This window comes from Nitrospira sp. MA-1 (genome assembly GCA_032139905.1).
Classification (GTDB): domain Bacteria; phylum Nitrospirota; class Nitrospiria; order Nitrospirales; family UBA8639; genus Nitrospira_E.
Window position 1 is genome coordinate 547,698 of record JAQJDB010000005.1, and the last position, 12,972, is coordinate 560,669.

Below are 12,972 nucleotides of genomic sequence, written 5' to 3' on the forward strand. Positions count from 1 at the left end.
GAAGCGTTTGTTCCGCCGGGGAGAATCGGTGGGTATATCACCAGTACTGTATGAGGAATAACCAATGAAATGTCTTCGTGTTCATGGGCAACGTGAGCCCCTCGACCTGAAATCCGCAACTCCCGATTTCCCTGGCAATTTGAAGGACCTGGTCACTCTTAAACACAGTGCCAGGGTCCAAGGGGCTCGCGCGGGCCAACCCCCTCTGGAAATTGATGATCTGAGTTCAGACGATCTCATCCAACTGGAATTGGATCAGGGGATTAAATTCTGGGTGCGTGCCGATGATCTGGAAAGGGATTTTGGATTGACTCCCAGCCGAGGGTCTACCGGTGACGTGGTCGAGCTTCCCCTTGCGTTGCCTCTAGGGACTCCCAGTCGGGGCATCGTCGGCAATTGGGTGATTAAAGGGTTCAAAGTGTTTGGCCTGGACCCTGTCGGTGCGACCACAGACTTGATTAAGGACAAGGTCGAAGGTGTGATGAAACCTGGTCCTGGACTCTATCGGTGGGAAGGAAAAGAATCGTCTGATTACACACGGATCAAATCCCTGGCAAAGGAAAAGACAGATACACCGTGGCTGGTCTTCATTCATGGAACCGCCTCTTCGACCGAAGGCAGTTTCGGCGGACTCTGGGAGGGGGGCGCCAATGCCCGCATGGTGCAACTTCTTGGCCATTACCCCAAACGTGTGCTGGCCTTTCAACATCGAACGCTTTCTCAGAATTCCATTCAAAACGCGTTGGACCTTGCCGGATATTTTCCCGAAGGGGCTCGTCTGCACCTGGTCTCGCATTCCCGTGGCGGACTCGTGGGGGAATTGCTCTGTCGCAGCATCATGGAAGGCCGATTTCCCTTTGATCAGGATGATTTCCAGGTCTTTGCGCAACCGGATCGAAAGGACGATCTGAAGCAGTTGGAGCAACTCGGTCATCTGCTCCAACAAAAGCAATTGATCATTGAACGGTTTGTTCGGGTTGGGTGTCCAGCTCGCGGAACTACGTTGGCCAGTGGCCGGCTGGATCGGTATCTGTCGATTATCCTGAACGTGGTTGAGGCCATCCCGGGGCTGAAGGGCAATCCGGTGCTGGAAGGTCTCTCCGCATTCCTGCTGGGCGTGGTGAAAAACCGGACCAAACCGGAAGAGTTGCCGGGGTTGGAAGCGCAGATGCCGACCTCCCCGTTGGTTCGCATCCTCAATCGCCCGGGAATCCGGTCAATGGCTGATCTGCATATTTTAGGCGGGGATGTGGCCGGAGAAGGGGTGGTGGGGCGGCTCAAAACCTTCGTGACGGATTTATTCTATCGTGAAGATCATGATCTGGTGGTGAATACCCCGGCGATGTTCGGTGGGACAGAGCGGACAGGGGAGGTGCAGTATTGGATCGACACCGGAAAGGAGGTGGATCATTTCCATTATTTTCGCAATCCGGAAACGGCAAATCGGCTGATGCAAGCTCTCACCAAGGATGCGCCTCATTCTCTATTTCACCGACTGGAGCGTGAACCTTCCGAAGTGACCGAAGATGATTACCGCAAACGTGCTGTGGGATCCCCACAGCCTGTTGTCTATGTCCTTCCCGGCACCATGGGCAGTCAACTCAAGGTGGGAAACGATCGTGTCTGGTTAGATAAGTTGGATTTAGCTTTTGGCGGCCTGAAAAAACTGAAGTATACCGCGAAGGGTGTGGAGGCTGATCAACCGATCGGGAGTGGCTATAAGGACCTCATCAAGTATTTGGCCAATTCACATACGGTTAAACCCTTTGCCTATGATTGGCGAAAATCCCTGATCGAACTTGCTGACCGGTTTCGTAAGGATTTAGAGGAAACGGTCAAAGTACAGGAAGCTGTGGGACAACCGGTGCGGATTGTCGCGCACTCCATGGGCGGATTGGTGGTGCGAGTCATGATGGCGACGGAAGAGGGAAAGAAGGTGTGGGATCGCATGTGCCGGCATCCCGGTGCCCGGTTCATCATGTTGGGCACACCCAATATGGGGTCGCATGCCATCACCGGCATGCTCATGGGGCGTGATCCACTGGTGCGAATGTTAGACCTTCTGGATATTACGAATTCCCAAACGACTCTTTTGGGAATTATTTCCAGATTTGATGGAGTGTTGCAGCTTCTCCCGCATACCGGGACTCTTGATGTGTATCAAGTGGAAACCTGGCGGTCCCTCCTGGAGCATGACCGGGATCGAGTGCGAGGGCTATTCGGGGCGAAAGTGGCGACCTCAAAAACTGCTGGTATTGAGTGGCCGGTGCCTGATGCCGCACAACTGGCTGATGCCTTCAAGGTTCAGCGACTTCTTCAGGACAGCCCGATTGACTCTCAACGGATGATCTATGTTGCGGGGCGTGCGGATGCGACACCGTGTGATGTCTCCATTGATCTCTCGGCCTCAGCCGAACGGCGAATACGGATTGATGCGACCCCCTTTGGGGATGGTCGGGTTCCCTGGGATACCGGTATTCCTGAAGCCCTTAAGCACCAGACGTATTATATGGACAGTGAGCATGGTGACCTGGCCAATGCTCCGGAAGCCTTTGATGCCTTGCTTGATTTATTGAATGCCGGGGTCACCACGAAGTTGTCCCAAGTGCCTCTCGTTCGTCGGGGGGTGTCCGTTGTCCCCTTTGAGCTCCCCGAGGTTCGGCTCGAAATGTATCCCAACGAGGAGGATCTCATTGCGTCCGCCCTGGGCTCGGCTCGCATCAAAAAGAAACGCCAGCCTACCCGGAAAATTAGCGTGACCATGGTCCATGGCAATTTGTCCCGCGCCTCGTCTCCTGTGGCGGTGGGGCATTATGAAGGAGACACGATTGTTAGTGCCGAGGCCTATCTTGACCGGCAACTCAATGGTCGATTGCGTGAACGACAGTGCTTGGGTCTCTATCCGGATAAACTTAATACTTCTGCCGTGGTGCTAACCGATGGGGATTGTGATCAGGAAAGAACGCATCCAGGGGCCATCGTCGTGGGGTTGGGCATGGTTGGGGATTTAACCCCCGGAGGGTTAACGAGCACGATGGCCGATGCGGTCGTCAACTATGCGCTCAAATGTATCGAGGTTGAGCGGAAACGTCGCAGTGCCACGGCGGTGGATGGTTCGTGTGGGCCACGACTGAACATCCCTCTGACTATGTTGCTGATCGGGACGGGTGCGGGTGGACTGTCCCTGATTGATTCTCTCCAATCCCTTCTTCGCGGAATTCTTCAGGCGAATCGGCGTTTGGACAAGCTGGAACGGACGGAGACGCCTGAATCTGAAGGGCAGACCGCCGATGATGACCGCCTCACGGGCTCCATCGAGACAGTCGAGATACTCGAGTTGTATCAAGATCTGGCCATTCAAGCCACAAAATCGCTATTGGAACTTGGACGGTCACGAGACTTTCGGGAACATTTCAATATCTGTGAAGTAATGGTCGAGGGAGTTGAGGGGCGTCGCCGTGCCTCATTTGATGAAGATGCGGGCTGGTGGCAACGATTGCGCATTGCCATCCAGGAGGACGGCTCCTTGAAATTTGAAGCCCTCACCAATCGTGCGCGGGCCGAAACCTATTTGCAGCCGGCACAACGAAAACTTATTGAACGGTTTTTGGAACGGGCTATGGCCACCACGCAGAATGATCTGGAATTATCCAGCACCTTGTTTGAACTGATCATTCCGAATCGGATGAAGGAATATGCTCCGGACCGTCGAAGTATGGTGCTGGTACTGGACGAAAAGTCTGCCGCTTATCCTTGGGAATTATTGCACAATCGGTTTGATCCCAACTCGCGTCCTCTGGCTGTGGAGGCCGGGATGGTCCGGCAAATGGCGGTTCCGCAATTCCGGGAAAAGGTCCTCCATGGGACAGCCCTCAATGCGTTGGTCATTGGCGATCCCACCAGTCACGAACCCTCAGGGAAATTTTCTCCCTTGCCGGGTGCCGCGAGGGAAGCTCGGGAAGTGGCGCAACTCATTCGGCATCAGGAGTACCGTGAGGTGGTGGAACTCGTGGAGGGAGACGCGACACCGGATGCGATTCTGACGGCGCTGTATCAACAACCCTATCGTATTGTGCATTGCGCGGCGCATGGCGTTTTTGAATTTCCAATAGAAGAAGAGCTGGCCAAGCTCGGAATTCCAGGCTCCCAAAGGGACCCTGGTACGAAACCCAAGACGGTCACGGGGATGGTCCTCGGGGAAGGTCTGTTTTTGACACCGGCCGAAATCAATCAAATGCGGTATGTGCCCGAATTGGTGTTTTTGAATTGCTGCCATCTGGGACAAACCAAAGGCAGTGCTGAACAATCAAACATTCCGTTTCATCAACTCGCCTCCAATCTGGGGACGCAACTGATTCGCATGGGTGTGCGGGCGGTGGTGGCAGCCGGTTGGGCGGTGGATGACCTTGCCGCTAAAACCTTTGCAAAGAAATTCTATGAAGAGATGTTTCAAAATCGAACATTCGGCGATGCGGTGCGGCTGGCACGTGAGGAGATTTTTCTTCGCCATGGGGGTTCCAATACGTGGGGTGCGTATCAATGTTATGGGGATCCGGATTTTTCGTTACACATCGGAGCGAAAAGCATAGGTAGGGAGCGCCGGATGGTGGCTCCCGTCGAATTGCGAGAGGAATTGTATAATCTGGTTCAAGAAGCCAAAACAGCCGAGCCGAAAGATGAAGCCCGGTTGAGACGCCGATTGCAGGAATTGACTGCCGGTGTTGGTCAAGGGTGGACGGATTCCGCGGCTATGTGTGCTGCCCTGGGGTTGGCTTATGGGGAATTGGGCCTCTTTGCGGAGGCGGTCCGATTCTATGATCGAGGAAGAACCCTGCAACCGGCCGATGCGACGGTGGAGTCGCTGGAACAGTTAGCCAATTTGAAAGTCCGATGGGCACTCGATCGCGTCGAAAGACAGGGAGATCCCACAGCACAAACGCTCCACCCCATAGAAAAAGATTTTCCTATCCAGGACCTGTTTGATGATGCGGAAAATATTCTCGCAGGCCTTCTTACGATTCAACCTACCCAAGAACGGTATGCCCTCAAAGGGAAGCTCTATAAAGGGAAAGCCATGTTGCTCACCACTAAGGCGGATCAACGGAAAGCCCTACTCGAGATGAAGCGTTGTTATGATGAAGCCTATACTATTGGCAAAGCGGTAAAGCGAAACGATGCGTATTATCCCTTGGAAAACCGGCTCGCGGCTGAAATTGTGCTCTCGTGGGATCAGCCGAAAGGACGGCAACCACAACGAGGGAAAAAGAAAGGACCTGATCCGATCACAGAGGGACTGGCTGATTTAGCCACATATGCCAAGAATTTTAAAGAAAATAGACAATCCTTCTGGGATATAAGTCTGCCCCCGGATCAAAAACTGCTTGAGGCCTTATATGCACAGCGTATGACAGGAAAGGATCAGAAAGAAATTGGTAATGGATATCTTGAAGCCAAACGACGGGGAGGGTCGGCCAGAGAAATGGATTCCGTCATCAAACACATCAGGTTCTTTGAATTAATGGTTGCCACGCAGGCACCTCCCAGCATTCGTCAACAGCTTAGCGCCGGATTGAAAACATTACGTGTGAATATTGTATCCGATGACGGAGGTAAGGGGGTGTGAGATAAGAAGCAATGGCCGGGAAGATGTTCATCTGCCGAATTTTCAGAGACCTGGATTGGGAGAAAGAGGGCTCACAAGGTACCTCGCATGTAGCAAGAGAGCGTCGATTGAGTAAGCGAGGACTGGGTGGGAGTACATAGTGACAAGACGATCTTGCTGAGGTAAACACGCCTACCTTCGCCTTCCGATTCTTTTCCGATCATAATCTCTCTATCAATTACACCCCTTCCGGCCAGTTCTTGATCGAAATAATTCCCTGAATTTTTCTTCCATGTTATCTGAGGGGTTCACCAATGCTCTGGATGTCTGATATCACTAAAGCTGCCCCCGGCATTCCCGCAAGTTGTTCCCCTGAATCTCTCTTTGAATCGTGGCTCTTTCAAAACTACCTGAATGGCGATGTGTGTAGAACATTAGGCCGTTGCCCGAATCCTTTGTTCCTCTAGATTCGTTTTCTCGTCCGCGTTAGACTTCTCGACATCGATATTCGGGTTTCTCACTCGAACGTCTTCAGATTATGAGATTTTACCCCATTGGCGAGGCGGAGCAGAACGTTGTGATAAAACGATATGCGTATGGTCTATTCCTGACTCTGGTTTTCCTCGCAGCGGTCCCATCGTTACTCTGGGCTCAACCGGATTTAGAGTATCAAATAAGGCGTCAGGAGCAATCGGGCAGTTGGAAGGAAGGCGTCAAACCGAAGCCGGTCTCGGGATTGAATATCGAATTGATTTCAGTTTTGGCCGACTATCAGGAAACGGTCTCCTCTGACAACTTTCCAAATGGAGTGAAGCTTCAATTTTATCTAGATGATGAGCATGCGGTGTATCTGACCGTTCGCGAACTGGATTATCGAACCTACTATTGGTTGGATAAGGTGGAACCTGCCCGGGTCTGGAAAAAGGGATTTCAGAATGTCTTTGCCTGGCCGACCGATCCTGTCCTGAGACAACTAACTCCCAAACTTGATCTCTATGAATTGGGAGCCCTGGTTCGCCTGGATGCCGAGACGACCTCCAGTTTAGAGCGAGTGGCGCCTGCGGTGCTTTACCACAAGGATGCACCATCTGAAATTGATGGCTATTTCTTTACCTTGAAAACCGGTGAAGATGCGCGATTGATGGCGACCATCACCCGGGAAGCCACAGGACAAGAAGTGGAGACGCAAATGTTCAGAAGGAAACGTGCCGGGCGCCCCTTTACCACTCATTGGAACGCCAAAGATGCGGAGGCCGGATTCTATAAACTGGACATCAGCGGGTTTTCGCTTTCGACGAATCAAACCATTTTCAAAGAAATTCATTTCTATCATCAGCCCATTGTAACCCCATAACGAGAGTACCCCTTCAGGAATGAAAGACGTGTTCATCAGTTACGCCAGTGAGGATCGACCTGTGGCCCAACAATTGGCGGATGGCTTGGAGCAGTCGGGGATCTCGGTTTGGTGGGATCGCCAGATTCAAGTGGGCAGCGAGTGGGATAAAACCATTGAAGACGCATTGGCCGACGCGAAATGTGTGGTGGTGTTATGGACGGGGCACGCAAAAGATTCCCGATGGGTGCGGGCCGAGGCTCGGGAAGCCTTGATTAAAGAAAAGGTCGTACCGGTCATGTTGGAGGCCAATGCTATCCCATTAGCGTTTACAGGTATTCAGGCCTTGTGTTTTCTTGGATGGAATGGGTCGTCCAGGTCCAAAGAATTTGAGATTCTTCTCGGCGTCATCAAAGCAAAATTAGAGGGGAAGTCCGTAGAATTCCCGGAGGCTTCTTCCACAAAAGCGTCCGTGGTGGGGAAGGTGGTGGCCCTTTTGGGGATCAGGACGATGGTGGGCGGTATTTTTGCCCTTCTGCTTATCGGCAGTTCATTTGTGCGAGTGGCCCCGGTGATTTCCGTCCATGTTGAGACGGCTCGTATTGAATTTACGGTGGCTCCCGGTTTGGATAATAAGCGACTGACCGATGCCATAACCTTTGACTCCCTGACGGTTGAAAACGTCGGAAAGCTTTCCGTCACTCCGGACAGGCTGCTCGTCGCTGATCCCGCTGATTATGATATGACGTCGGATAGTTATCCACCGAAAGCCTGGCTGGATTTGCCGATCAATGGGCGGACCGTACAATTTGCAGCGGACAGGCCCAGCATCTCCTCGGAAATCACGATCGAAACCACGGAGGATAAGTCTGCGGCTGCGGGACAACTCGATGGGATCGTGCTTACCGACGAGGCCCTGGTGAGTATGGAGGTTTCCAATGACAATGCCCTCACCTGGTCGATCCGAGCGAAGCAAGGGCGACAGCGAGTGGTGATGTCCAGGATTCATGCCGTTCAACTTCTTGAGACAGGAATGAAGGCATCTCCGGGACTCTCTATACCCTTTCCCCAAGATCAGGAGCTGACCTATCAAATCATTTTTGAACAGAAGCCGGGAACGATCGAACTGTTTGGACAGGACCAGGCCTTTGTCCTGGTGTTGAAAGAAAAAGAAACCACAGCCAAGAAACCCATTTCCGGTTCAGTGTTGCCGATTCAATCTGTAGACTTTTCCTGGCAGGATCCTGGTACCGGTGAACGCAAACCGCCAGAGGACTTTTCTGGAACCGTAGAATATATGAGTCCCCACGGGATGCCTTCGGTGCCGGTTGGAATGAATGCATTTCTAACCCTGGATGACCTGGACCATTTTGAAATCACGTCCATCAGCATTGACCCGGTCAGCCATACATTCATGGTGGATCTGAAGGGGAAGGCCGGCTATGTCAAAACGGGGACAGCCGGTAATCCACAGGACCTTCGCCCCACCCTCTTCGATCGAATTCGATATAGCCCTTTATTTGAACCAGTCAAGAAAATAATCGGATTTTAGGTGTCATTCCTGGATGAAAAAAAGTGTACGAAGAAAAGATTGTTTGGGTTGATTAACATTAAGTTTCATCACAGATGAAATCATCATCGCGTTTATATGAAAGGGCAGATTCAGGAAAATTTTGGGAGGAAAAAGAGATGATGACTTCTGCCGAACTTTCTTCATTCCATTGCACGAGTTCTGGGTGAATGGTCTTGGTTTCTTAGGATTGTTGTGACAAGATTACGGGGGTATGTGAACCTTATGACAGAGTATAGGACTTGCCCATGCTATTCATCCGTTTTCTGATTTTTTTTCTTATTGCCATGTTGGGTATGGTCCCACCGGTCTTGTCCGAGGTGGATATCGACAAGCTGAAAAAGGGTGTGGTCAAGATCACGGCTCAATTCGCCAAGAGGCAAAAGGTCGGAACCGGCTTTGTGGCTGGACAGGGGAAAAAACATCTGTTTATTGTGACCGCTTCACATGTGATTGAGGGAGAGGCTGAAGTCCCTCAGTCAATCACCGTTACTTTTTTTTCTCATCAAGAAGAACCGTTGGTCGCTGAGGTGATCAATAAAGAAGGCGGGGATCCCAGAGGGTTGGCCCTGTTGAAAGTGGGCGGAGATCTCCCCGATGACGTGGAGATGTTAGAGTGGGATACCCAGAGTCAATTGCATGGGGGTGAAGACGTGCGGGTGATCGGGTTTCCACAGGTTGGTGGCAATCCATGGGCGGTAACCCGAGGGACTCTGTCTGGATTTGACGGACCCATTCTCAAGTTTTCTGGTGCGGTTGAAGAAGGGAACTCTGGAGGACCATTGCTTTACCGGGGAAAAGTCATCGGTGTCATTGTGGAAATTATCCGGCAGTTTGGTAATGCCAAGCCGTCTCAAATTGCTCAATTCACCGTTGATAATTGGCCGGGGTTTAGCCGTCAAGTCAGGATTGAACCCAAAAATATTTCACCGGGGAGCATCACAGATACCGATGAATTAACTGGAAAGAAATTGGCCGCGTTGGTTGTTACCACCGTTCCCAAGGATGCGGAGGTGTTTGTTGATGATGAATTTGTGGGAAACACCACACAGGGACCAGTCGTCGTGGGTCAATTATCTCCCGATGAATACGAGGTGGCGGTCAAAAAGAAAGGCTATCGACCTTGGTTTATGAATGTCGAACTTCTTCCCGGCGAACGTCGGGCGTTGAACGCGACTCTCCAGGAAGGAGCCGTGGTTGATGTGACAGGTATCTGGAAAAACCCGGATGAACCGACCGTGGTCTATGTCCTGCAACAAATTGGAGATCGGGTGGTCATGAGAGAGGTGACTACCAGTGTGTTGGGAACCATGGTGACCGCCGAGGGAGAAGGACAATTGCAAGGCAACCAATTATCCATTTTCTATCGGACTGTGTTGGGAACGATGGGCCAATCTGCAACCACGATATCCGATGATGGGAGAACCTTAACCGGGACCTTCCAGGATTTTTCCAATATGATTCCTATTAGTCTCTCATTGGTTCGATCGGAAGATTCTCCCGCCTCCTTTGGTTTACCAGGCAATGATGCGTGGAACGCCATTCAGGGTTTTGGGCAGTAGGGATCATTCAGTTCCCTGTATATCTTTACCGCAATCGTGCAAACCTGTGTCGGTGTCCAGATCCCATTTGTCCAGCCGGACAGGGAATGTTCAACCCGTCCTGAAAGAAGGCTTTCTCCACGATATCTCGACGGAGGTTTCAGATGAAATCGTTGGTTATTGGTGGAACCGGGCAACTTGGAGCGAATGTCGTTCGCGCCCTACTTGAGCGGGGGGACCAGGTTCGTGTGCTGCATAGATCCACCAGCAACACCTTCACCATTGACGGTCTGAATATTGAACGTGTGGTGGGCGACCTCAATGATGGAGAGTCCTTGCGCCTGGCTTGTGAAGGAAGGGATGTGGTCTATCATACCGCCGGGTATTATCCGTCGGCGACAATTCCGGTTGAGCTGGCCAAGGGGCAGGCTCTGAAAGAAACGGCACTCGTGTTAGCAGCCGTTCGTGCGGCCAGAGTGGACCGACTCGTTTTCGCCAGTACGCTCACGACTGTGGGATTTCCCAAAACAATCGGCCATCCAGCCAATGAAACTTGTCAATTTTCAACTCGATATACGAACAATCCGTATCTCATGGCCAAGGCCGCCATGGAAGAAAAGATTCTGCAATCAGTTCACCGGGGTATTCCCGCAGTGGTGGTGATCCCGACGGAGTTTTTCGGCCCTTACGATCAGCGCCCGACAAGCGGCACTCATATTCTCATGGTCGCGAAAGGGCGGATGCCGGTATATATCCCCGGCCGGGTGAATGTTATTGATGTGCGCGATGTGGCCGTGGCCATGATCCGGGCGGCAGAACGCGGTCGTGTCGGGGAACGCTATCTCGTAGGTCACTGGAATACGACACAAAAGGACTTGAATGAACTCATTGCGCAGGAAATTGGAGTGCCGCCTCCTTTCTTTCCGGTTCCATTGGCTCTCGCCCGTTGGGGAGCAAAAGTCGGGGAGTGGGTTTCACGTTCTCTCTTACGCCGGCCCCCCTTTGTGCCTGCCTTTTTTGTCGAAGTGATGGCGCAAATGCAGCATTACGATTGCTCAAAAGCTCGGCGAGAATTGGATTATCCGCAGAGTGACACCCAAGGGGCAATTAAAGATGCCGTTACCTGGTTTCGGGAAAATGGGTACCTCTAGGGTAAAAATTTTAATTTCATGGTCAGACCTTGGATGGGCCAATTGTGATTGCAGGGCACGTCAATTCGCCTGTCATATTGATCCAATGGCCAAGGGTCTGTACCTGGGTTGAAGTGCCACGACTGTGCGAGATCCTTCGGTTCCCTCAGGATGACAATATCTATCTGAGGTGAATTCATTTGTTGCTCGCTCAGAATTTATCTGGCATTGTCCGACATATCCATTTCAAGCTTTTTCTAAACAGAGAGCGAGTGGAATGTTCCGATGCGCCACCGCTGCTCTTAGCTCTTCTCTTTGGATAGTTGAGAGCCAGCCAGCAGAAGTGCAATATGAGGCACTGAGAGTGAATCTTGCCCTAAGAGTCCTGAGAAAACGAGCAAGAAGGGGTTTGAGAAAATCAGGATATAGCCGGTCGTGGGGAATGTGACCTTCCGGATCTCGAGTCAAAAGGACAGATGGTCTGGCTTACGCGGTGCCTCCTGATTCTTCTTCGGCCTTGTTTAAGACTTGTGAAAAACGGCCTCCTACGAGTGTGGTGACCTTTCCCATCACTTCGGTCAGCTCCTTCCATTCTTCGGGTTTCAACTCCTCTTTAAGATTTGGATGGAGTCCCCATTTGGCACTGACCTGCTTGCCATCCCTTTGAATCACGACGTATAGGATTTCTGTTTCCTGGGAATCGGTTGCTGCTGGTGTCGTTCCGGAACTGCTTTGTGCCATGCCTGCTCTCCCTGTTAAGAATGTGTTGAGGCGATTGTACTGCATTGCCCTGTCCCCTGTAACCACCCACCATTCCCCATGTTGACCTCCGTCCGACGTTTGTGTGACTTTTGGCGGTGGGGTACTTTCCTTAACTGGGAGACGGTCTGTCCATGTATCATTTTTCCCAGGAATGGGGAGTTTTCATAATGTCTCAATCTTGTGAGCTGGGCATGCGGGTAATCACTTTCTTATGGGGGTAGACTGATATGGAATTACAACGACCCAAATTTTGGGACAATATCAATGTGAACGATCTGGCCAGGAATTTTTTTGAAGGTCTCTTAATCCTGGTCCCGGTTGTGACGACATTGTATGTGGCGTGGTTGGTGCTTCAAACCATTGATGGCTGGCTGAATATTCCCATCCCGGGTGTGGGATTTCTGGTCACGGTCGGTTTAATCACCTTGACCGGCCGGTATGCGTCCACCGTGTTTGTGCAAAAAATGTTGGATGTGTTGGAACGGGTGTTGGTCAAAGCGCCCTTCGTCAAAATTCTCTACACTTCACTCAAGGACCTGATAGCGGCGTTTATGGGGGAAAAGCGTCGCTTCGATCAGCCTGTGGTCGTGACTCTTTCGCCGGGTGGGTATGCGGAGGTGGTGGGTTTTGTGACTCGAACGGATTTGGAATTTCTCGGCCTGCTTGACCATGTGGCCGTTTATTTTCCGCAATCTTATAATTTTGCCGGACATGTTCTGGTCTTTCCAAAAATGCAGGTTCGTCCACTTGAGGCGGAAAGCGCGGATGTCATGGCATTTATATTGTCCGGAGGGGTCTCCGGTGGAGAGAATAGGTAGGGGTAGGTGCACAGGAAATCTCCTCATAAGAATGTGAGTGAGTTCGATGGTAAGTTCATTGACGGGAATTAGGATAACCAGACAATTTTTCTGAAGGAATATTTTGTTCAATTCAAACATTACCTCACCCCTACCCCTTGTTACTCAAGAATTTCGACATCACTCTCTGACCTAGTTAGGCCTCTGAAATATTCATGATACTCTATTCCCAGAACG

At 51.4% G+C, this 12,972-nt stretch carries 7 protein-coding genes; 6 read left to right on the forward strand and 1 reads right to left on the reverse strand.

The window, feature by feature from the left end; genetic code table 11:
* Window positions 1-64: 64 nt before the first annotated feature.
* From PJI16_06895 to PJI16_06915, 5 genes are all read left to right on the forward strand, one after another.
* A complete protein-coding gene (locus PJI16_06895; GenBank protein ID MDT3777282.1) occupies window positions 65-5,623 on the forward strand; it encodes a CHAT domain-containing protein in 5,559 nt (1,852 codons plus the stop codon).
* Between the two features lie 556 nt (window positions 5,624-6,179).
* Window positions 6,180-6,956 (forward strand): hypothetical protein, encoded by a 777-nt coding sequence (locus PJI16_06900; protein MDT3777283.1) that lies wholly within the window; start codon window positions 6,180-6,182, stop codon window positions 6,954-6,956.
* A 19-nt stretch (window positions 6,957-6,975) separates the two neighbouring features.
* Window positions 6,976-8,487, forward strand: a complete 1,512-nt coding sequence (locus PJI16_06905; protein ID MDT3777284.1) for a toll/interleukin-1 receptor domain-containing protein — start codon at window positions 6,976-6,978, stop codon at window positions 8,485-8,487.
* Window positions 8,488-8,753: 266 nt separating this feature from the next.
* Entirely contained in the window at window positions 8,754-10,067 is a 1,314-nt protein-coding gene (locus tag PJI16_06910) for a trypsin-like peptidase domain-containing protein (protein MDT3777285.1), read from the forward strand.
* A 143-nt stretch (window positions 10,068-10,210) separates the two neighbouring features.
* Window positions 10,211-11,197, forward strand: coding sequence for an NAD-dependent epimerase/dehydratase family protein (locus tag PJI16_06915; GenBank protein MDT3777286.1), 987 nt, complete (start codon window positions 10,211-10,213; stop codon window positions 11,195-11,197).
* Between the two features lie 465 nt (window positions 11,198-11,662).
* Here PJI16_06915 and PJI16_06920 read toward each other — a convergent pair whose 3' ends face one another.
* Window positions 11,663-11,917 (reverse strand): hypothetical protein, encoded by a 255-nt coding sequence (locus PJI16_06920; GenBank protein MDT3777287.1) that lies wholly within the window; start codon window positions 11,915-11,917, stop codon window positions 11,663-11,665.
* A 248-nt stretch (window positions 11,918-12,165) separates the two neighbouring features.
* Here PJI16_06920 and PJI16_06925 point away from each other — a divergent pair, with 248 nt between their 5' ends.
* The gene (locus PJI16_06925; GenBank protein MDT3777288.1) at window positions 12,166-12,756 is read left to right on the forward strand and encodes a DUF502 domain-containing protein; all 591 of its coding nucleotides are present in this window, start codon (window positions 12,166-12,168) and stop codon (window positions 12,754-12,756) included.
* The last annotated feature ends 216 nt before the right edge of the window (window positions 12,757-12,972 follow it).